Genomic DNA, 20,709 nt, shown 5'->3' with positions numbered 1-20,709 from the left:
GGCCTGTTCGGATAGGTGTGGGAGGCCGAGGCATCAGAGGGAACGGCCAGACGCTACCATGAGGATGCGCCATTTGCCGAAGAGCCGTGCCGTTACCTTCGCCACTGTGCGGAACGCGGGGCGACCGTCGCTTCAGCCATCAGGCTTTGGGTGTCATTTCTCCCCTGGCGGAGTCCACCGCCCCCGACAAAAAGTCTGACCTTTGCCAGTCTTCTACGGGCAAGCGTTCGCGCCAAAAGTTCAAAGCCGCGTCCATAACATTCAACAATGAAAGTCAGCCTCATCAGATCGAGCAGAAAGTCGTCGATGGCATGTGTGAGCGCGTGAGACTTTTGTTCAAGCTGAAGCAGCAAGGCGCGCGCCTCTTCGATCGCGGCCCGGCAACCGTCTGCGTCTATCAGGAATCAATCCTGTCTAAGATCTGCAAGCCCTCACCTCGCCCCAAGCCAGACTCAGCGCATCGAACGCCGTTGGAGAGAGTTTCCGACGAAAGAACATCGTCGCGTTTCGCGAAAAGGCATCGCTCGGCAAAGTGCGCGTTGATGAAGCATGCTGCGTCAAACTACAAGCAAGAATCCGGGCTCCACCCAGGTGATGTCTTCGAAGGCGGGGTGAGCCGGCTCGGGCATGCGTCTCGGCCGCAACCCTTAATCACGAGGAACTGTGCCGCAAGGCAAACAGTTTCTCTCTATTCTTCTAGCCGCCACGGTTCAGCCTAGATTACATGGGAAACGGCAATAACGGAAAGCAAAGGTTGGCAAAATGAGTAGGGTGGCTGGATCAAATGAAGATTTGGCTGCACCAACGACCTTTGCGCCACTTTTGCAGCCCACCTTTCGGTCGATCTGGCTCGCCACGCAAGTCTCGAGCCTCGGCTGGTTGATGCAGACTGTTGCCATCAGTTGGCTGATGGCTACCATCTCGACTTCCGATCTGATGGTTGCGCTGGTGCAGGCTTCATCGAACCTGCCGGCTTTCATTTTGTCCGTGTTCGCCGGGGTTCTCGCTGACAATTTCAGCCGTCGCAGGGTTATGTTCGCCGGCCGCTGCCTTATGGTGATAGCATCTGCGATGCTGACCGCTGTTGTAGCGCTGGGCTTTGTCGACCCATGGATGATTCTCGGCTTCAGCTTTTTAATCGCATGCGGCGGCGCTCTCAACGATCCCGCCTGGCAGGCGTCGGTTGGCGATATGGTGGACCGGCGCGATGTTCCCGCTGCCGTTACCCTGCTTTCCGTTGGCTTCAACACCGTACGGACCGTGGGCCCGGCGCTCGGCGGCATCGTGGTTGCCTCCTTCGGGCTTTTGGCCGCTTTTACCGTGACCACCCTCACCTATTTGGTACCCTTGGCCACCATATGGCGCTGCAAGTGGAAGGTCCGCTCGTCGCCTCTTCCGCGCGAGTCGATGAGGAGGGCCATCTATGACGGGCTGCGCTTCACGGCGATGTCATCGGAAATCAAAGCGGCGATCGCACGCGGAACCCTCTTTGGCCTGGCGAGCATCGCCATACTCGCGCTGCTGCCGCTGATTGTCCGCGATCAGTTGGGAGGAGGCCCGCTCGCCTATGGCACGCTCATGGCAGGTTTCGGAACAGGCGCGGTCTTCGCCGGCCTCTCCAACAGCCTGTTCAGACGGAGCTTGTCGCAAGAACAGCTGATGAGGCTCTCCTGCGTCGCCTGCGCGGCGTGCTCCCTCTCCCTGGCGCTGACCTCTTCGATCGTCGTGGCGGCAATTGCACTTGCTTTGGGCGGCGCAGGCTGGGTCACTGCCTGGTCCGGGGTTGGCGTGAGCGTGCAGCTGGCAAGCCCGCGCTGGGTCGTGGGGCGCACGATCTCCATCTACTATGCATTGATAGACGGCGGCATAGCGGCCGGCAGCTGGGTGTGGGGCACCGTTTCCCAGAACCATTCGCTGACCTGGGCGCTAGAGGGTTCCGCTGCGGCCCTGCTGCTCGTTGCTGCAGCCGGCGTTCTGTTTCCTCTTCGCGAGCGCCGCGAGTCCGAGCCCGATCCTTTGGAGGAATTCGACGCCCCAGCTGTCGCTCTCAGTTTGAAGCCGAGAAGCGGCCCGATCGTGGTCAAGATCGAATATCTGATAGCCGAGAGAAATGTCGAGGCCTTCCTCGACCTCATGCGGCAGCGGCGTCATGTACACAGCCGCGTCGGTGCTCGGAACTGGACGCTCCAGCGCAGCCTTCAGAAGCCTATGCAGTGGACAGAAACGTTCCGAACGCCGACCTGGACCGACTACCTTCGCCTCAATCATCGTCTCACGGAAGTAGACAAGGAACTGGACGAGCGTGTCTTCCAGTTACACGCGGGAGAGAAAGCGCCTCAAATGACGCTTTCGATTGAGCGGCCGACAAGCTCGGCCCGGAAACCCGACCAGTCAATCCTTCACCTTCCCCGTCATTGAAGCCTGACCTTCCCATATCTGGGCATCAGCGATCGTTAAAGATCCGGGTGATGGATGAGAATCTCGGCGGCATCCGTGTCGTGCGTGCCTTCGCCGCGCAGCCGCACGAGCTGGAAAAGTTCGACCGCGCCAAGCAGGACGCGCCTTGATCTCGCCAATGAGCGCGTTGACATCCGTGTCGGCAACACCAGCGCCATGAATTTCTCGTTCCTGACCGCCATGGGCCTGGTGCTCTGGTTCGGTGGCCAGAAACTGATCGCAGGTCAAATCAGCGTCGGCACGCTGGCCCTGTTGCTCACCTTCATGACCATTCTACAGATGCCGTGCGCTAGCTCGGATTGATGGTCAACTCGTTCGCGCGCGCCTCGACCTGCGGCACGCGGCTGTTCGAGTTGCTCGACGCCGAACTTGACATCGAGGACGCGGCGGGCGCCAGGGATCTCGTCGTCACCGACGGCGTGCTGCGCTTCGACAATGTCGGTTTCTGCTACGCGGGCTCGAGCGGCCGCCCGACGCTCTCCGGCATCCTTCGAGGCGAGCAATGCATCGCCGTCTAGGCAAGGCGAATGCTCCGGACTTCCCAGCCTTTCTTGCCTTGCCCGCATTCGACAAACACCTTCTGTCCCGCCACCAGCACGCTGAGCCCTGAGCGCGTCAGGGCGCTGGCATGAACGAAGACGTCCTTCTCACCGTTGTCAGGAGCAATGAAGCCGAAGCCCTTTTCGGGTTTGTACCACTTGACCGTGCCCCCGCTCTCCAGCTGCGCACCGGTTTCAACGAAGGTCCCTCCAGCGACGCGCGTATGTGACGGAGTTTTCGCGCGGAGATCGCCGATCTCCAGCACCTGCGCGACTTGATGACCTTTTGGACTTTTTTCGACCGTGATCTTGAGAGGCGTTCCCGCGGCAACATCCCGGGTTCCGGCCGCCTCTAACACTCGCACGTGCAGATAGGCCTCCGTGCCGTCCGACAGTTTGACGAAGCCAAAACCCTTGCTGACTGTGAACCACAATACCTCCGCATCGACAGGATCTGCCGTCACGGTCGGCGGGCGCTGAAAATAGCTTGGCTCGGAAGTCCGTTCCGAAAAGGAAACGGGGTCATCGTCATAGCGATGCCGGCGTGGCTCGCGATGGTCTCGATATTTGCCCATGATCATCTCGACTGGCATGGATGGCGCACTGCGCTACCGTCAAGATAATCTCAATCGGGCGACGCGTTTATGTCAAAAAGGCCGTGAAGACCGCAGCTGTGCCCGGCCTATCGGCCGAACCCTTTGAAACTAGATTCATTTCCCCTGAAACAATAGTGCCGCCGAGTCGATTTACTGACTCGCATAGGTTGTGTTGGAGTGAGAGTGCGATGATGCTGGCGCGGGCGCACTGGAAGGGCTTTATCAGGCATTCCGGAAAGCCTGCTCCGGGTTTCTTCAAAAGGAACCGAACGGCGGGTCGACGACCATTTGCGCCGGCTCCAGGCTACGGCGCAGGTCTGACCGTGCATGATCATCATCTCCAGCGTCACGCCCAGCGTCGACAGCCAAGCCGTGGAGAACTATGCCGCGCTGTCGCCGACGAGAACAACGTCGCAATGTCGATCGACGAGCTTTGAATCGGCGCACTCAATGGGCCTCCTTCCCCAAGCACGGATGTCGCGTTGGCACTTTTTATGCAGCTGCGAAGAGCTAAAATCGCCACGACGGGTGGTGTTGACGCGCCGACAATTATCAGACAAAAACGGAATTCAATCGGTTCAGCGGCCTACGCGGCAGGGCTCTGCTCAACAACCTCGGGGACCATGGACGAACGCGCAAAAGGGATTAGGAAAGGCGGAGCTGGAGGCAAGGCCAACGACGTCAATGCGGACTTAATCGCCGTTGTGGTCGCCATGGACAGCAGCGCCCCCTGCGTTCTGACCATCCCGCAGGCAAACGCCCTGCCCTCGGGCCCGTTCGAGCTTGCTCACCGTTCGCTGCAGTCGGGCCTCAGGGGATGGGTGGAACAACAGACCGGCCAGCCGCTCGGCTATATCGAACAGCTCTACACCTTCGCCGATCGCGACAGGGTTGGCGCTGACGACCGCGTGGTCTCTATCAGCTATCTGGCGCTCACCCACCAAGACGAAGCTGGCGACCCGGCCGGGCGACACTGGGGAAGCTGGTACGACTATTTCCCGTGGGAGGATCACCGCTCCGGCACACCGGCGGTCGTGTTGGACGAATTGCGGCCGCGCCTGATGGAATGGGCGGATGGCACTGACGACAGTACGACACGCCTCGACCGACGACGGCGGGCGGCGATCGCCTTCGGCTTTGACGACCGCCATTGGAACGAGGAACTCGCGCTTCAACGTTATGAGCTGCTCTACGAAGCCGCCCTGGTGGAGGAAGCAATACGCGCCGGACATTCCGCTGCGCCCACCTGGGTCTCGGGCAGATCGATGATCGCCGATCATCGTCGCATCCTGGCGACCGGCATTGCGCGGCTGCGCTCCAAGATCAAATATCGGCCGGTCGTATTCGAACTGATGCCGCCGGTCTTCACGCTTTTGCAGCTGCAGCGCACCGTGGAGGCGCTTGCCGGCAGGCTCGTGCGTAAGCCGAACTTTCGCCGACTGATCGAGCAGCAGGAGCTGGTCGAGGAGACCGGTGAGACAACCGCGGAAACCGGCGGCCGGCCGGCGCAACTTTATCGCTTCCGTCACGCCGTTCTCGACGAGAGGGTGATAGCCGGAACAAAATTGCCGCTCTCGCGGGCTTGACCCGCCTTGCGCCAGCAGCCCTGACGATGTCGCGGACGGCTTGGCCCTTGTGAGAACCGGGATTGTCGAGAATGACGATGTCGCCCGGCTTCAGTGTTTTGTTGAGTTCGGTTTCGACATAGACGCGAAAGGCCTGCGTATTGATGGGTCCGTCAATGACCCAAGGCGCCTCCACCCGATCATGCCGCAGCGCGGTGATGAAGGTCATCGTCTTCCAATGGCCATATGGTGCGTGGGCCATCAGCCGCTTGCCGCGCACACCCCAGCCGCGCAACGGCGCCATGTTGGTCTTGACCCATGTTTCATCCAGGGAGACCAGGCGCGTAGGGTCAATGCGGGTCTGATAGCGCATCCATTGCGCACACCCGCGCATCAGCTTTGGCTTGAGCTGCTCGGCCGGCAGAACGGTTTTTTTGAAGCTCTTGCCCTCGCGGTGCAGGAAGCGACAGACGCTCGCAGGAGACCACGTTCAGCCAGTGCCGCCGTCAATTGATGAAGCGTCATGTTGGCATCTCGCTCAACCTCGCCCAGGACGAAAGCACGGTGCTCCCCGTCGATCAGATAGGGCCGATGACCACCCATCTTGCCGGGTGCCGCACTGCCACGGCGACGCTTGCGGCCTCGGGCGTTTCCTGGGCGAAGGCGGTGGCGATGAAAGCCGAGACGACGCCACAGACTGGGCTGGCGGATAGTAGTTCGCGAGTCAGCCACGGTAGCGGTCGCTACGAAGCGCGCAGCACTTTGTCATCGGTACATTCCGTCCCATGCCTGAAATGAGCAGTGCAGCCATGTCGCCTCCTCCGCAGTCACCGTGGCGAAAGCAATCCTTCCGCTGCCACACGGACCTAATGTCGCCTGGCACTAGCTTGCTTCAGCAAACCACTTAGCGCAATTCTCAGGAGCTACCGTGCCCGCACCGCAGGCGAGGTCCGGGGAGGCTTGCTCACTCAGTTTGCCATTCTGGAAAGTCGCGTTCTTGCCAACGCGCATATTCGAGATATTCTCTCGCAATCGCCTCTACAAGATCTTGTTGGAGCTCTTTGCGAAGGCACGGCATTTCGCTGATTGCCAAGCTGTGCTCTCTCGCAAAACGAATGGCGCAACGATATCCGTCAACGTCTTCCAAAGTGGGACGGACTGCATCTTCCTTCCACTGATCCGCAAGTTCCTGCAGCAACGAAGGTTGTCCTTCTCTTGTGACAAACATGTCTGTGACCCGACGCTTGGCTCTCTCCAGAAAGGCGTCCGAGTTGCCGAGCCGCAACCGCCTTACATGCCACCGAAAAGCGCCATCCCAATGCTGACTTCGCGCCATTAAATTGAGAAGGGAGATCGAACCGCCTTCGAGGATGAGCCCCGGCTGGGAACTACGCTCATCCACTTGCATTATCAGCTTACGATGGGCGGTCTCGGCGTCGATTATGCCCGCGGTTAGCGGGCGCGAATCCAAGTAGATCCGCTGGGTAGATTGCAGTTCGGAATCCGAGGGACGCCCGCTGCCGGTGGCGATTTGAGGACAGCATTGTACACGATCCAGCGCAATGACCGGCCATCCGGTCTCTCGTGCAATTTGGATTGCCGCGTCTGTTTTGCCGCTGCAGGTCGGCCCGTAAATCAAATAGATTAGCATGTGTATGCCGCTTAGTTTATCGGAACTAACCGCCCCCCAAGCACAAGATACTCGGTAGGCTTTCACCGGACTTGTCGCAAACATTTTGACAAGCGGCGATTATGCCCTGAAACGACGCCATTTTCGAACTTTGTGAAGTCCGAAAGGGCGCAAGCAGCCCGTTCTGGTCGTTCAGTCCAGTCACCAACGCCTCTGTTTGACGTTTGACGACGGTCCACTTTGCACATCTCATGCCGACTGTGACGCAACGCGGCACCGCAGGATGGTGACCTCGTTGTCTCCGGCAAAAGATCCTTGCGCGTCTTTCATTGAAGATGAGATGAAATAGGCAGATCAGCTCTGCTTTTCGCATCCTTGACGCGCGCTTCATGACAGGCCTCGGCCAAGGGCGTCGAGTTTAGCTTCCGGTTGGATGCTTGCCCTCACCTGTGACTATGCTTACGGCCATCCCGATCGAGAAAAGCATCGAACGCGGCAGCGACAGCGCGAATTACAAAGCGATGCTCCCGCCGTACGCGGACAAAACCGTTTTCGAAGTCCACTATCCCGTCCTCGGCCAGCATCGCCAAGCGTTCAGCTGAATCGAGAAGACGGATCGGATCAGATCCGTGGGCGGCACAGATTGCCTGCACATCGGCCTCGAGATCGCACATTAGTCGCTCGATAATTGCGGCTCGCACGCGGTCGTCGTCGGTGAGGCGATAGCCCTTTGACGTCGCCAGACGGCCAGCTGCGATGTGCTGGATGTAGGAATCCCGTGTAACTTCGTTTTGGACGTACCCCTCGCCGACGCGGCCGATAGCCGACGCGCCGAAACCGATCAGGGTTCTGCAGGTGGTGGCCGAGTAGCCCAGCGAGTTACGCCGCAGGCGACCCGTTTTCTGTGCCAGCGCGAGCTCGTCGTCCGGCAAGGCGAAATGGTCGAGCCCGATCTCGCGGTAGCCGGCGGCAATCAGCGTCGCGGCCACGGCCGCATACTGTTCGGCGCGGGCAGCGCTGCCCGGAAGAACTGCCTCCTCGATGAGGCGCTGATTCTTTATAAGCGACGGGATGTGCGCATAGCCGAACACCGCAAGCCGGTCGGGGCGCATTGCGACCGCCGCCCTCGCGGTCTCGACGCAGGACTGCACCGTTTGATGCGGGAGACCGAAGATGAGGTCGAAGTTGATGCGGCTTACTCCATGCCGGCGCAGCATTTCCACGGCAGCCGACGTCTGCGCCTCACTCTGAACCCGGTTGATTGCTTTTTGAACAATGGGATCGAAGCTCTGCACGCCGAGACTCACACGGTTCACGCCGGCTGCTCCTAAGGCCTCGGCCATCTCGGCCGTGAACGTGCGCGGATCAATCTCGACGGCAACCGTAGCTGTTTTCGTGAGAGCGAAGCGGCTTCGCAGGAACTCCATCAGAGCCAGGAACTCGGCTGGTCCTATGAGAGACGGCGTTCCGCCGCCGAAATGCATGTCGCTCACGGGCAGCGTCTGCGGCGCTCGCTCCGAGACCAAACGGATCTCGTCACGCAGGGCCGCCAGATAGTTGAGGATCGGCGCATCATGGCGGGTGATGGTGGTGGGGAAGCCACAATACCAGCAAGCTGATCGGCAGAACGGGACGTGGAAATAGAGCGACACCGGATCGTCAGCCGGCAGGTTCCTGAGCCATTCCTCATAAGCCTCGGCGCCGACCGCCCCAGAGAACTCCGACACAGTCGGATAGATAGTGTACCAAGGCAGGCCGGCCTCGCGATATTTTGTGGTCTGCAACAGTTACCGTCCCATGCTGATAACCGCCAACCTTACCGCTGCGCTCGCCTGTGTCTTTGCGCTATGTCAGTCCGTTCCGCTTTGGGCTCGAAACTTGTATTTCTCAGCAATAGCGGCCGTTCAGTCTTGGCTGGACGGTCAGCGACTGGCCATGGCTGTTCCCGCCGCGACCCTCACGCGCACCGTTGGGGTCCACCATCCCTTCCCTTCAGCCTGCGCCTGGTCGAGTAGATTCTGCTGAGCGCGGCTGCCGCATCCAACGAGATAACACGGCGTTGGGACCAGACTTTGCTCGCCAGCTAGCGCAGCCCCATAGTGATCTCTGGCATCTCGATGAGCTCGTTGTGTGAATTGCTGGCAAGAAGCATTAGCTGTGGCGCGCCGTCTATCAGGACGAGAGGCTGCTCGACGCGACCGTCAGGTCGGCCGCAATGCCAAGGCCGGCGCGCCTACTGACTCCGTGGTGGAGGCAAGGCTGCGCGTTCAGCGCGTGATTACCGATCATCGCGCTCGCCAAAATGACGGCGTCGTACCGAGCGGTGCCGCCGCATGATGTCTCAACGTCGGGGCTCACAGCAAACAAAGCTGTCGCCATTGAACGAAACTGTCGCGAAGCGAACAGACGAACCGTAGCCGAAACGTTTGCCGTTCGTGCTTGGGTTGATCCGCAAGGCAAAAAGGAAGGAAGAGCGAACCAAGGTCCGCCGGCACACTTGAGCTTCAAGCCGCAGCTGCGTCGTCAGGATGGCACGTCATTTGCAGTAGAAGCCTTTGTGACGGCCCGCCCACAACTAGCGGAGATGACGGGGATGATTTGTACAGAAATGTTGGATGGCGTCGTTTCGGCGATTATTATATTTGTAATAACAATCGCATATTTGTAACAATAACACCCAATAATATTCTCAATTTCTGATGAATATCTGGCGTGACGAGCGCATCAAAACTGCTCAAATTCAACTCAATGCGCATCGTTGTCGACTGTTTCCTTAGCAAGAGTTCATCACTGACGTCCATTCCTTTTACTCTTTGAACGGAGATCAACAATGAACATTAGGAGCCTCCTCCTCGGCTCAACTGCGGCACTGATTGCCGTTTCCGACGCTCGCGCCGTGACCGCCGTTGCCGAGCCTGACCCGACTGAGTACGTTAAAGTCTGCGACGTCTACGGCTCGGGCTACGTCTACATTTCAGGCACTGAGACCTGCGTGCGCATCGGCGGCTATGTCCGTTACGACGTCGGCTTGGGCCATGTCGGATTGGTTGATCACGCAAGAACCTCGGATGTGAGGACTGGTGAGCATCAGGGCACATGGCAAAACAACACGCGCTTCACATTGAAAACTTGGACCGGCCAGGAGACCGAACTCGGCACGTTGAAGACCTACACCGAAACCCGCATGAACTTCGGCAACCGCCACACTTCGGTTTCGGACAGTTCTCGGTCCTATGCCTTCAACGGAGACAGCACCTTGACTTTCGCCTGGATTCAGCTTGGTGGCCTCCGAGTTGGTAAGGACTGGTCGGCCTTCGACATGTTTATTGGCGGCGCGGGTGACGTACTCAACCAGACGCCGGTTCCGTACGGCGCTTTCGATACCAATGTGGTTCAGTACTACTTCGACGCCGGGAACGGCTTTTCGGCCGTGGTTTCGCTCGAAGAAGGCTCGGGCGTGGTCGGCACAATCGACAGCTACGCACCGCACGTAGTCGGCGGCTTGAAATACACACATGGCTGGGGCGCGATCACCGGCGTTGCCGCTTATGATAGCAACTACGAATCGGTGGCCGCCAAGGTCCGTGTCGACATCAATGTCACCAACGAACTGTTGCTGTTCGGAATGCTCGGCTACGGTTCCAACGGCAAGCTCAACGACGACTCCACGAACGCCATCGACGCTCATGGTCGCGGCTTCTATAAGAGTTGGGGCGGGAACTGGGCTTTCTGGGCTGGCGCCACTTACAAGATCAACGAGACAACTTCGTTCAACCTTCAGCTCTCCGGTGATCAGCTCAAGAACCATGGTGTCGCTGCAAACGTCGCCTATGCGTTTCTTCCAGATTTCACAGTTACGGCGGAACTCGACTATGGCCGATACGGTAACTTCGCCGTCGGCAAGGTGGACGGCGCTTCCAACATGAATTGGACCAACGCCAACAAGAAGAGCAGTGTCGGCGGAATCCTGCGTTTCGAACGCTCATTCTAACGGATGAAAGGGCGCTGAGGCAGGCATCGCATGTACTTGTCGTCGGCGGATCGGACTCCAGTGGGGGCGCCGGAATCGCACGCGATATCGAGACGCTCTCCTCCATGGGCGTGCGCAGCTGCCTTGCCGTCACTGCGGTGACGGTGCAAACACACGACAGCGTCACGGACATCCTTCATCTGCAACCCGGTCTGGTGGCCGATCAGATGCGTGCAGCGATCTCGCGGGCGTCGCGGCGTAGTGAGCGCGGGCGCGGCCGTGATGATCGTGGCGGGAGGGAGAGGTAAGGAGCGTCTTTCATTTGAGAATTCGCGTTTACGGGTACCCACGATGCACAACGGGCGAGTTTTTCAAAGAGGCGCGTCCTCCTTCGAAGCGCTTCGGAGGGCCAGGCTCTAGGCTCGCCCCGAGCCCCTGCGTAGCCTGCGGGGGAGCTGGGTCTCGGCCCATCCGGGTAACGATCCTTCGCGCGGCTATGGAAACGATCGCATTTTGCCGATTATCGCATAAAAGACTTGTTATCGCACGACTAAAAAAACTTGCAACTCCACAGCATCATTGACTTGTCGCCTATCAGCACTATATACTTGTAATCGCACAGCTCTAAAAACTTGCAAAGGCACGGCCATGGCCAAGCCCCATGAAAAACTCGCTGTATCACTGGCCGTCCTCAAAGAGCTGCAGGAGGGTGGGCGGCGCATATTCAAATCAGATGAGCTGACCCGCGTCCACCGGGAGCGGCTGCTGCAGAATGGGTTCCTGCGCGATGTTATCAAAGGCTGGCTCATGTCGACCGGCCCGCAGGCACGGCAGCAAGACACCACCCCTTGGTACGCGAGCTTCTGGGAGTTCTGCTCCCTTTACTGCAATGACCGGTTCGGCAAGGACTGGTTCCTCTCACCGGAGCAGTCGCTGCTTCTGCACGCGGAAGCGCCCACTATTCCGCCTCAGGTGGTGGTGAACACCCCCAAAGGCACGAATAACAAAATCGACCTGCTGTTCGGCACTTCGCTCTATGACCTCAAGGTCAAGGAGATGCCGGCCGAACTGACAGAGAAAAACGGCCAGCGCGTGTTCACTGTCGAGGCCGCCCTTACCCGGGTGCCGGAAGCGTTCTTCCAGCGCGCCCCTATCGAGATGCAGATCGCCATGGCGTCGGTGCGCGACGTATCAACCGTTCTGGCCCTGCTGCTTGATGGCGGCCATTCCGCCGTGGCGGGACGGCTTGCGGGGGCCTTCCGTCGCGTAGGACGCGACTCCTTTGCCGATGAAATCGTGGCCGCCTTCAAAGCCGCCGGCTATGACGTGCGCGAATCCGATCCGTTCGCGGGACAAATTGGAGTGACAACTATTGCGGCGGGCGTACCGCCGTTGGTCGCCCGCCTGCGCGCGATCTGGCAATCGCAGCGCGAAGCCATCATCGAGATATTCCCGAAGGCACCCGGACTGCCGTCCGACAAAGACGCCTATATGAAGTTCGTCGAGGATATCTACGAAAGCGACGCCTACCATTCGCTGTCGATAGAAGGGTACAGCGTCACCCCGGAACTCATCGACCGGGTGCGCGAGGGGAGCTGGAATCCGGAGATTGATGAAGAGGACCGCAAGAACCGAGATGCGCTTGCCGCGCGTGGCTACTACCTCGCATTCCAGAAGGTCAAAGACTCTGTTGCCGCGATCATCAACGGCAAGCCAGCCGGCGCGTTGACGCGGGACACTCACCGGGAGTGGTACCGGGAGCTGTTCGCGCCGTCAGTGACCGCCGGCATCCTCAAAGCCAGCGCGCTTGCGGGATATCGCAATCACCCTGTGTACCTGCGCGGCTCGCAGCACGTGCCGCCGCGTACCGAAGCGGTGGCCGATGGTATGAATGAGCTGTTCGACCTGCTGGAGGCGGAGAAGGAGGCCTCCGTGCGTGCCGTGCTGGGGCATTGGCTTGTGGGCTATGTGCACCCCTATCCGGACGGCAACGGACGAATGGCGCGGTTCCTCATGAACGCGATGCTGGCTTCAGGCGGTTACCCCTGGACAGTCGTCAGAGTCGATGACCGGAAGGCCTACCTCGCAGGGCTGGAGGAGGCGAGCGGCAATATGAATGTGAAAACGTTCGCCGCCTTTCTCGCCGAACGGGTGAAGTGGTCTATGGAGAAGGCGGCGTGAGGTCGGTGGTGTGCCATGTTTAACTTGCTTGTCTCGGGCCACGGCGAGTGGTGGGAAACGCCGCCGTTCACGTCAACCATTGACCGGTTCAAGGAATATAGCGGCGCCGAGGCCGAGGCTATCGACCTCGCGCGCCCTGAAACATTGCGCCGGCTGGAGGAAATCCCGGCGCTGTTGATGTACGAAGTCGGGGCGGGAGGCCCGCACGCGCGCGTGGTCCGGCACGGCCGCATACGCAATATCGTTCGGCGCGGACACGAACTGGCCTTCACCTTCGAGCCCGATCCGGAACATGCCTTTCTCGACCGGTCAGCGGTGTTGAGAATTGCGGACCGGCTGGGCATTCAACAGTTCGAACAGCACCGTACGCACTGGGCGATCAAGGATGGTGACATTCCGGCCGAGCTGATTGCCACCGGCACCGCTGAACGGGCGCAGCGCACCGTTGCCGTGGTTGCGGCAGAATATGTAGAAGCGCGCCGCGAGGGACGAAGGAGAGAAGCTGCCGAACTGGCCGAAGAACTGGAGGATTTTCCTCCCTCGCTGGAGAAAGCACTGTCGCTCGTGCCGGCGCGTATCCTTCAGCAGCCGACACCCGAATTATACCCGATCCTTGGGATAGAGCCCCGCACGCCCGAAGGCCGCAACGCCGTCGTGGCCGTCGTCGCAAGGGATCACAATGGGCAGGACTTGCCTGCCGACTGGTCTTATTCGCTGGCGTGGTTCCTGGACCTTTACGGCAGCGCGACGGAAGCGGGGCGCCTTGACGGCGCGCTGGCCGAATGCGCAACGCATGTGATCGCGCTCGGCACTGGCGAGGGAGAAGCCGCCGCCCCGGTTGATGATATCGGCTACGCACTCTGGCGCTGTTCGCGAAGCCCGAAACTTATCGGCGATCTGGCCGGGAATCGCTGAGATAGCGCAGGAGGTTTTTCGCTTACCAAAATCAACTGGAACTCGACCCAGATCAACCAGAAGCTTCCCATTCCCATTCTAGCAGCCAGAAGAGTGGGTGAGCTCTTAAATATCTATCCGAGGAATCGATAAGCTCAGACTGTCTCGCAAGTATACATAGTTTTTTTGTTATAGAGTCTGCTCGGCTGCAGGCAAATATCCAGGATAAACTTCAGCACGAAAGCAGAATTGAATGAAGGTTGGCTACATGGAGTTCTCATTTGGGTATGCCTTCACCGAAAACCTTATCCGGTCATCGTCAGCCGCACCTGTAGGCGCGCCGGTCTTTCCAAACCTCATACAGGAGGGGCATTCTGGCTTTGACATCCGCATCAATTTCCCAGGGGTTCCGCTGTTTTTCCAGTACAAGCTTCCGGAGCTGATGAAGCGAGGAACTGCGTTTGAGATTGCGAGCGGACATTGTCCCGGTTTGTCGATACCATTTTTTCGGATTGCGATGATGCGCAGGGATGTGTCGCGTCAGCATGAACTGCTTCTTCGGCTTGAGGCGCGCTATCCGTCAAACGTCTTCTATGCGGCTCCTTGTATTGCAAACATCAGCGATTTCGACCGCTCTTATAATGGAGCAACCGTAGCACGGCAGTCCATTTTCGTCTCACCAGGGGATATTGGGCCCTTGCCAGACGACAAAGCGTACAGCCTTGCCTATAAACCTGGACTGGCAACTGGATATTTTTGCTCGAAACCCAAGCCCACCAAAGTTCAAACATTTGATGATCTCGCTGCGCTCTTTAAGGAGCAGTTCGCCGAGAAGCGTTTTGCGGAAGTCGGCGAGGCGGCGCGTGAGATGCGCGAAAACGTACTTGAGCTTGCTTCGCCGTCAATGCGGCAAGCCGAACAGCTCATTGCTGAACGGGTCGGCGCGAGACGCATTCAGATTCTAGACGGCGCAGCCAGACCGCCCGAGGAAGAGCGCGCAGTCACTGACATTCTCGGAGCGCGGGAAATTGCGCGTGTCGATCTTGGCGTCGACCTGCTGGTGGCCCAACCACGCTAACGACATCATACCTCGCTGATTAGCCCAGCTTTTGTCTAGGCCACAGTTATGAGACTACGAACTACTTGGCCAGGAAGAAGATCGGATTGAAAGCGAACCTTCCTTGTCATCTTTGCATCACGGTCAGTCTGCACGAGATTGACCGCTGCAAGCCGGGAGCAAGACCGGGCTGCGCAAACGTTGCAACAGATCCTTCAAGGAAATTCATAGACTCTTAGCAACTCCGGTTCGCTGTGAATGGTAGGCTTATTGCAACGTTTGAGTCAGTGGGGTCCGAACCGTGGCTTATTCTCCGACCGCCGAACTGCGTGCAATTTCGGCTAAAGGCAATGGCAAGAAGAGCGCCCATCTTGTTTGTTCGACACAGCCATATCGGCTCAAAACAGTATCTTCACGGCCACCGAGATTGTCCGGTCGGTGGACCAGCAACCATATTATTTGGTTCGAAAGCTGCAACATCTGTGGAGAACGCGAAATGACAAATTCAGTAGGACGAGTGCCCAGGCTTTCCAAGTGGCTTGGTCCTGACCAATGCTGACACTGGTCAGTCGCCTACGGACGGCAGCGCATTTAGATCGCCTTCGAATTCTAGGCCTTTGCGCGCACGCGGACCTAACTGTCTGCCAGCTAGCGGAGATTCTGGGTCTGCGTCGTGAGCACGTTGTACGACACGTCCGGCTGCTCGCCAGAGCCGACTTTCTTTACTGCAACGAACAACGTCCGTGGTGCTCGTACAATCTCAAAACAGGAGGTAAGGACGGCGGGCTGGTTCAATTGTTGGTTGATCTCCTGCCCCACGGCGATGGCTATCACAAACGAGACCTTCAACGGCTCGAAGCCACACAAGACGCGCCGTCGAAGGGGATCGCATGCTTGACCGTGAAATAGATCAGTCCAATTGGAGCGCGAAACCACCATGTACAACTCCGCCGACGGCGCCATCGCGCCGCGCGACACTTACGGACGGTCTCGATTGGCCGCGGTTGATTGCCGCGTTCACGAACTGCTTCTGAGACAGGAGCGGCAGGAGCGGACGACCCTTAAGCTCATCGCCTCAGAGAACTTTGCGTCCTCGGCCGTGCTGGAAGCGAACGGCTCGATTTTCACGAACAAGTACGCCGAGGGGTACCCCGGTGCGCGCTACTACGCTGGAAATGAGATCGTTGATGAGCTTGAGAATCTAGCCATTGAGCGCTTGAAAACACTATTTGGCAGCGAGCATGCCAACGTCCAGCCTTATTCCGGCTCGCCGGCCAACCAGGCTGTCTATCGTGCGCTTTTGAGCCCCGGTGACAAAGTCATGGGCTTGCCCCTCCCGGAAGGGGGCCATCTGACTCATGGTTGGGCCATCAACTTTTCCGGAACTGACTATCAACGCGTCCCCTATGGACTAGATGAAAAGACACAGCAGATTGACTATGACCGCTTGCGCGAGACAGCCAAGCGGGAACGGCCGCGGCTCATTTGGGTCGGCGGAACTGCTTACCCGCGTGTCTTTGACTACGCGGCAATGGCAGAAATCGCCCTGGAAGCGAACTCCTATCTCGTAGCCGACATTGCGCACATCAGCGGACTGATTGCCGCGGGAGCGCACCCGAATCCCGTGCGCCATTGCGACGTGGTCAGCAGCACCTCCCACAAATCGATCCGCGGTCCCCGCGGTGGTTTCATTTTGTCCAGGAACGAAGATCGCTATCAGGCCCTGTATCATACAAAGAGCAAATACAATCTCGCCAGACGAATAGACCGGGCGGTCTTTCCTCACCTGCAAGGCGGGCCTCATATGAATGCCATCGCTGCGCTAGCAGTTGCCTTGCACGAAGCCGCGAACCCGTCCTTCCGAAGCTACGGCCAACAGACCGTCAAGAATGCCAAGGCTCTTGCACAGGCACTGATCGAGCGAGGGTATGACCTGGTTACCGGGGGGACGGACAATCACATGCTGATCCTTGATCTGCGCGATCGACCACTATCGGGCAAGGCCTATGCCGAGCGGCTAGCAAAGGCAGGCATCATCACAAACTTTAATATGGTGCCTGGCGACCCGCGGGATCCGGCGGTCACAAGCGGAATTCGCCTGGGGTCGCCAGCAGTGACGTCAATGGGCATGCGCGATGTGGAAATGGTGCAAATTGCTGGCTTCATTGACTGCGTCCTCCGGCGGCCTGATGACGAAGATCTCCATGCCTGCGTGCGAAGAGACGTTGCCGATTTGTGCGCTGCGTTCGAGGTCCCGGGCATCACCAACAGGTAAGGTGGGCTAAGCAAAATGCACCATACAACTCCAACACCCGAAACGAGGCATTTCATGGCTAGGCAGTTCGTGTTCTCTTCCGAATCGGTTGGCGCGGGACACCCGGATAAGTTGGCCGACAACATCTCGGATGCCATCCTCGACGCCATCCTCCGCACCGATCCCAAGGCACGCGTCGCCTGTGAAGCGTTGGTAAAATCAGGGATAGTCGTTGTGGCTGGCGAGATTACTAGCGATGCGCGGGTGGATTATAGCCAAGTTGCGCGCGATACGATTCTCGATATTGGATACGACGATGAGGCTGTCGGCTTTGACGGCCGGCGTTGCTCCGTCGTTCATGCACTCACCGAGCAATCGCCCGACATTAGCCAGGGCGTTGACGAGGGACGAGGGCAGGACCTCCAGCAGGGAGCGGGAGATCAGGGCCTCATGTTCGGCTACGCATGCCGCGAAACCGATACCCTGATGCCTTTGCCGATCCAGCTCGCGCATCGCTTGACGAAACGACAGGCAGATGTCCGGAAAGCACGACAGCTTGGCTGGTTGCGTCCTGATATGAAATCCCAAGTCTCAGTGCGCTATGAGGGGTTGCGCCCGGTCGCCCTTGATACGATCGTCGTATCGACCCAACATGACGAGCAGGTCTCGCAAGAGACGGTCCGCGAGGGCGTCATTGAGGAAATCATAAAGCCTGTCCTGCCGACCCACCTGGAGACGGAAGGCATCAGAATTCTGGTCAACCCGACGGGGAGGTTCGTAGTCGGCGGGCCGCGCGGCGACTGCGGTCTCACTGGACGCAAGATCATCGTCGATTCCTATGGTGGGATGGGTCGTCACGGCGGCGGCGCCTTTTCGGGCAAGGACCCGTCCAAGGTTGACCGCTCAGCTGCCTATGCGGCCCGGTATGTCGCAAAGAATATCGTCGCTAGCGGACTTGCGGACGTCTGCGAGGTGCAGCTTGCTTACGCAATCGGCGTGGCCAGTCCGGTTTCTGTCATGGTCAACACGTTCGGAACAGCGAGGGTTGAGGAAAGAAGGATCGAGCGCCTCATTCTTGAGTTGTTCGATCTCAGACCGAAGGGCATTATCAAGATGCTTGATCTCTTACGCCCTATATACCGCAAGACCGCGACCTATGGCCATTTCGGCCGTGAAGAGCCTGATTTCACCTGGGAGAAGACAGACAGGGCCGACGAATTGCGTCGCGAGGCAGGACTTGCCGCCCCGTGAGGGCTGGCGCCGAACGGATTGGCAAGCGCAAAGCCCATTCCCACTGGCCAGACCCGCCCGCGCCCGGCGTGGCAGAAAGCCGGTGGGTTTTTGGCGGAGACATGAATTGATGCCGGACTATGACGTGCTTTGTATCGGAAATGCCATCGTCGACATCATCGCCCAATGCGACGAGGCGTTCCTGGAGACCAACGGCATCATCAAGGGCGCGATGAATTTGATCGACACGAGGCGCGCCGAACTGCTCTACAGCCGCATGGGCCCGGCCATTGAAGCCTCGGGCGGCAGCGCCGGCAACACGGCGGCGGGCGTCGCCTCCTTCGGCGGTCGCGCCGCTTTCTTCGGCAAGGTCTCCAACGACGCGCTCGGCGAAATCTACGCGCATGACATCCATGCCCAGGGCGTCGCCTTCGACACCAGGCCGCTTAATGGCGAACCGCCGACAGCGCGCTCGATGATCTTCGTCACGCCGGACGGCGAGCGCTCGATGAACACCTATCTCGGCGCCTGCGTCGAGCTCGGCCCGGAGGACGTCGAGGCCGACAAGGCGTCGGGCGCCGCCGTCACCTATTTCGAGGGCTATCTGTGGGACCCGCCGCGCGCCAAGGAGGCGATCAGGCAGACGGCTAAGCTCGCCCACGCCGCCGGGCGCGAAGTGTCGATGACATTGTCGGACTCGTTCTGCGTCGACCGCTACCGCGACGAGTTCCTCGACCTGATGCGCTCGGGCACGGTCGACATCGTCGTTGCCAACAGCCACGAGATCAAGTCGCTCTACCAGACCGCGTCCTTCGACGAGGCGCTGGCCCAGATCCGCAAGGATTGCAAGATCGCCGCCGTCACCCGCTCGGAAAAGGGCTCGGTGATCGTGCGCGGCGACGAGACCGTGACCATCAATGCGACCAGGATCCGCGAGCTGGTCGACACCACCGGCGCCGGCGACCTCTATGCCGCCGGCTTCCTCTACGGCTACACGCAAGGCCGCAGCCTCAAGGATTGTGGCGATCTCGGCTCGCTGGCAGCCGGGCTGGTCATCCAGCAAATCGGCCCAAGGCCACGGCAAAATCTGCGCCGAGAGGCGGAGCAGGTGGGATTGCTGTAGGTGGCGAGCCAAGAACCAGCTGCCCAGCCTCCTTAATCCAGCCCGAGCCTTTTCTTCAGTTCCGCATTCTCCTTGCGGAGACGATCGGCAAGCAGGCTCTTTAGCCGCTTGTTTTCTTCCTCGAGCGCGACGAGATCCTTCAGCCCGTCACTGTCCGCCGCCGGCGCCGCCGCCTTCTTCCAAAGATAATATGTCTGTTCCGAGATGCCGGCTTGCTTCACCGCGCTCTTGAGAGTAGCGCCGCCGCCGATCGAGGTCTCGATCTGCGCCAGCTTCTGGGCACGATCCTTCGCGGAGTAGCTCTTTCGGCCTGTTCGCGCTGACGGCGGTGCTTCAGTGGTCGCGGATATCGGCTTGGCGCCCTCCTTGCGGGCAGGCGCGCTCGCCTCAGCTTCTGGCTTCCTCGACCGCCGCGCTCTCGTCTTCGGTTTTGGCGTTTCCGCTTTGTCTGCCGGTGCGCTAGGAACTAGTGCTGACTCGGTTTCCAGGGGATTGGCCATGAAATGCTCCACTCGCGGTTTTTGCAAAGGTTCAGCATCAAGGGCCACTATAGTAGAGTCAACAAGCTGACGATTTAACGGCTCGACTTCCTTTGTTGTCTCGGCCATCGCCGCGGCGATGTCGAAATTGCCCCAGATGGAACGTGCGGATTTTTGATAATTGCGCTTTTGTTTGACTTCCACGGTGAATGGTCGCGTCTGCCGCCTCATAGTTCCTTCCTGAATAGGAGAATGAAGTCGCCGCTCGAATTTTTGGCGCTTGCTGCTTAGCGCGGAGCATTATCGTATAGCCGCTCAACGGGCAAGTGATGCCGGTCTTCGATGGCTGACCCATCTGGGGAGATTTGAGCGGCTTCGCGCGTCCTGCGCATGCCTGTAAGAGCCTGACTCGAAACTCGACGCACGACGTGGAGCTGCCATGCGGCGAAGCATGAGGCGGATCGAGGCGATGAAGATCCATGCCTCGGCGCTGGCGATGGTCGCCTCGAAGTCTTTGGCGAGCCGGCGACAACGTCCCAGCCAGGCGAAAGTTCGCTCGAGGACCCATCGTCGTGGCAGCACCTCAAAGCCCTTGGCCGCGTCGGAGCGCTTGATGATTTCGATGGTCCATGTGCCGAGATTGGCCAGTGCCTGCGACAGTTTTTCTCCGGCATAGCCGCCGTCGGCGAATAGATGGCGCAACCAGGGATAAGGCCGTCGAATGGAGGCGATGA

The 20,709-nt window shown here is 59.2% G+C and carries 15 protein-coding genes and 4 pseudogenes; 13 read left to right on the top strand and 6 right to left on the bottom strand.

Going from position 1 to position 20,709, the window contains the following annotated elements:
- Nucleotides 1-762 precede the first annotated feature (762 nt).
- Complete coding sequence (locus NKI39_RS28655; RefSeq protein WP_352836053.1) at nucleotides 763-2,418, top strand: MFS transporter; 1,656 nt, start codon at nucleotides 763-765, stop codon at nucleotides 2,416-2,418.
- Between the two features lie 32 nt (nucleotides 2,419-2,450).
- Nucleotides 2,451-2,945: pseudogene (locus tag NKI39_RS28650) on the top strand (ABC transporter transmembrane domain-containing protein); the annotation flags it as partial.
- 26 nt (nucleotides 2,946-2,971) lie between these two features.
- On the opposite strand, the gene NKI39_RS28645 reads toward NKI39_RS28650, so the two are convergent.
- The gene (locus tag NKI39_RS28645) at nucleotides 2,972-3,589 is read right to left on the bottom strand and encodes a cold-shock protein (protein WP_352452635.1); all 618 of its coding nucleotides are present in this window, start codon (nucleotides 3,587-3,589) and stop codon (nucleotides 2,972-2,974) included.
- Between the two features lie 626 nt (nucleotides 3,590-4,215).
- On the opposite strand from NKI39_RS28645, the gene NKI39_RS28640 reads away from it, so the two are divergent.
- Nucleotides 4,216-5,178, top strand: coding sequence for an NUDIX hydrolase (locus NKI39_RS28640; RefSeq protein ID WP_352452634.1), 963 nt, complete (start codon nucleotides 4,216-4,218; stop codon nucleotides 5,176-5,178).
- A gap of 25 nt (nucleotides 5,179-5,203) precedes the next feature.
- Here the strand turns inward: NKI39_RS28640 and NKI39_RS28635 are convergent.
- Nucleotides 5,204-5,530 (bottom strand): annotated as a pseudogene (locus NKI39_RS28635) (transposase); the annotation flags it as partial.
- Between the two features lie 140 nt (nucleotides 5,531-5,670).
- On the opposite strand from NKI39_RS28635, the gene NKI39_RS28630 reads away from it, so the two are divergent.
- On the top strand, nucleotides 5,671-5,955 hold the full coding sequence (locus tag NKI39_RS28630) for a hypothetical protein (protein WP_352452632.1): 285 nt from the start codon (nucleotides 5,671-5,673) through the stop codon (nucleotides 5,953-5,955).
- A gap of 166 nt (nucleotides 5,956-6,121) precedes the next feature.
- On the opposite strand, the gene NKI39_RS28625 is transcribed toward NKI39_RS28630, so the two are convergent.
- Entirely contained in the window at nucleotides 6,122-6,808 is a 687-nt protein-coding gene (locus tag NKI39_RS28625) for an isopentenyl transferase family protein (RefSeq protein WP_352515927.1), read from the bottom strand.
- Between the two features lie 422 nt (nucleotides 6,809-7,230).
- Nucleotides 7,231-8,571 (bottom strand): oxygen-independent coproporphyrinogen III oxidase, encoded by a 1,341-nt coding sequence (hemN, locus tag NKI39_RS28620; protein ID WP_352836050.1) that lies wholly within the window; start codon nucleotides 8,569-8,571, stop codon nucleotides 7,231-7,233.
- A 518-nt stretch (nucleotides 8,572-9,089) separates the two neighbouring features.
- Here hemN and NKI39_RS28615 point away from each other — a divergent pair.
- From NKI39_RS28615 to NKI39_RS28575, 9 genes and pseudogenes are all read left to right on the top strand, one after another.
- On the top strand, nucleotides 9,090-9,455 hold the full coding sequence (locus tag NKI39_RS28615; protein ID WP_352474850.1) for a hypothetical protein: 366 nt from the start codon (nucleotides 9,090-9,092) through the stop codon (nucleotides 9,453-9,455).
- Nucleotides 9,456-9,617: 162 nt separating this feature from the next.
- The gene (locus tag NKI39_RS28610) at nucleotides 9,618-10,778 is read left to right on the top strand and encodes a porin (RefSeq protein ID WP_352836047.1); all 1,161 of its coding nucleotides are present in this window, start codon (nucleotides 9,618-9,620) and stop codon (nucleotides 10,776-10,778) included.
- Between the two features lie 14 nt (nucleotides 10,779-10,792).
- A pseudogene (locus NKI39_RS28605) lies at nucleotides 10,793-11,002 on the top strand (bifunctional hydroxymethylpyrimidine kinase/phosphomethylpyrimidine kinase); the annotation flags it as partial.
- 403 nt (nucleotides 11,003-11,405) lie between these two features.
- Complete coding sequence (locus NKI39_RS28600) at nucleotides 11,406-12,938, top strand: Fic family protein (protein WP_352836044.1); 1,533 nt, start codon at nucleotides 11,406-11,408, stop codon at nucleotides 12,936-12,938.
- A gap of 15 nt (nucleotides 12,939-12,953) precedes the next feature.
- Entirely contained in the window at nucleotides 12,954-13,853 is a 900-nt protein-coding gene (locus NKI39_RS28595; RefSeq protein WP_352836041.1) for a hypothetical protein, read from the top strand.
- Between the two features lie 232 nt (nucleotides 13,854-14,085).
- Nucleotides 14,086-14,910, top strand: a complete 825-nt coding sequence (locus tag NKI39_RS28590; RefSeq protein ID WP_352836038.1) for a hypothetical protein — start codon at nucleotides 14,086-14,088, stop codon at nucleotides 14,908-14,910.
- Nucleotides 14,911-15,826: 916 nt separating this feature from the next.
- A complete protein-coding gene (gene glyA, locus NKI39_RS28585) occupies nucleotides 15,827-17,164 on the top strand; it encodes a serine hydroxymethyltransferase (RefSeq protein WP_352778775.1) in 1,338 nt (445 codons plus the stop codon).
- 54 nt (nucleotides 17,165-17,218) lie between these two features.
- On the top strand, nucleotides 17,219-18,394 hold the full coding sequence (gene metK, locus NKI39_RS28580; protein ID WP_023679684.1) for a methionine adenosyltransferase: 1,176 nt from the start codon (nucleotides 17,219-17,221) through the stop codon (nucleotides 18,392-18,394).
- 109 nt (nucleotides 18,395-18,503) lie between these two features.
- On the top strand, nucleotides 18,504-19,496 hold the full coding sequence (locus NKI39_RS28575) for an adenosine kinase (protein WP_352836035.1): 993 nt from the start codon (nucleotides 18,504-18,506) through the stop codon (nucleotides 19,494-19,496).
- A gap of 32 nt (nucleotides 19,497-19,528) precedes the next feature.
- Here the strand turns inward: NKI39_RS28575 and NKI39_RS28570 are convergent, their stop codons facing one another.
- Nucleotides 19,529-20,206 (bottom strand): transposase, encoded by a 678-nt coding sequence (locus tag NKI39_RS28570; protein WP_352836033.1) that lies wholly within the window; start codon nucleotides 20,204-20,206, stop codon nucleotides 19,529-19,531.
- Nucleotides 20,207-20,410: 204 nt separating this feature from the next.
- Nucleotides 20,411-20,709 (bottom strand): annotated as a pseudogene (locus tag NKI39_RS28565) (transposase); the annotation flags it as partial.

This window comes from Mesorhizobium sp. M0664, assembly GCF_040320565.1.
Classification (GTDB): Bacteria; Pseudomonadota; Alphaproteobacteria; order Rhizobiales; family Rhizobiaceae; genus Mesorhizobium.
Note: the sequence above shows the minus strand (reverse complement) of the source record. Positions and strands in the feature narration are given on the sequence as shown.

What these genes read in the sequence shown, in the direction of transcription:
- NKI39_RS28610 (WP_352836047.1), top strand. Translation starts at nt 9,618, where the DNA reads ATGAACATTAGGAGCCTCCTCCTCGGCTCAACTGCGGCACTGATTGCC.
- metK (WP_023679684.1), top strand. Translation starts at nt 17,219, where the DNA reads ATGGCTAGGCAGTTCGTGTTCTCTTCCGAATCGGTTGGCGCGGGACAC.
- NKI39_RS28630 (WP_352452632.1), top strand. Translation starts at nt 5,671, where the DNA reads ATGAAGCGTCATGTTGGCATCTCGCTCAACCTCGCCCAGGACGAAAGC.
- NKI39_RS28645 (WP_352452635.1), bottom strand. Translation starts at nt 3,589, where the DNA reads ATGCCAGTCGAGATGATCATGGGCAAATATCGAGACCATCGCGAGCCA.
- NKI39_RS28615 (WP_352474850.1), top strand. Translation starts at nt 9,090, where the DNA reads ATGACGGCGTCGTACCGAGCGGTGCCGCCGCATGATGTCTCAACGTCG.
- NKI39_RS28590 (WP_352836038.1), top strand. Translation starts at nt 14,086, where the DNA reads ATGAAGGTTGGCTACATGGAGTTCTCATTTGGGTATGCCTTCACCGAA.
- NKI39_RS28625 (WP_352515927.1), bottom strand. Translation starts at nt 6,808, where the DNA reads ATGCTAATCTATTTGATTTACGGGCCGACCTGCAGCGGCAAAACAGAC.
- NKI39_RS28655 (WP_352836053.1), top strand. Translation starts at nt 763, where the DNA reads ATGAGTAGGGTGGCTGGATCAAATGAAGATTTGGCTGCACCAACGACC.
- glyA (WP_352778775.1), top strand. Translation starts at nt 15,827, where the DNA reads ATGTACAACTCCGCCGACGGCGCCATCGCGCCGCGCGACACTTACGGA.
- NKI39_RS28570 (WP_352836033.1), bottom strand. Translation starts at nt 20,206, where the DNA reads ATGAGGCGGCAGACGCGACCATTCACCGTGGAAGTCAAACAAAAGCGC.
- NKI39_RS28640 (WP_352452634.1), top strand. Translation starts at nt 4,216, where the DNA reads ATGGACGAACGCGCAAAAGGGATTAGGAAAGGCGGAGCTGGAGGCAAG.
- NKI39_RS28595 (WP_352836041.1), top strand. Translation starts at nt 12,954, where the DNA reads ATGTTTAACTTGCTTGTCTCGGGCCACGGCGAGTGGTGGGAAACGCCG.
- NKI39_RS28575 (WP_352836035.1), top strand. Translation starts at nt 18,504, where the DNA reads ATGCCGGACTATGACGTGCTTTGTATCGGAAATGCCATCGTCGACATC.
- NKI39_RS28600 (WP_352836044.1), top strand. Translation starts at nt 11,406, where the DNA reads ATGGCCAAGCCCCATGAAAAACTCGCTGTATCACTGGCCGTCCTCAAA.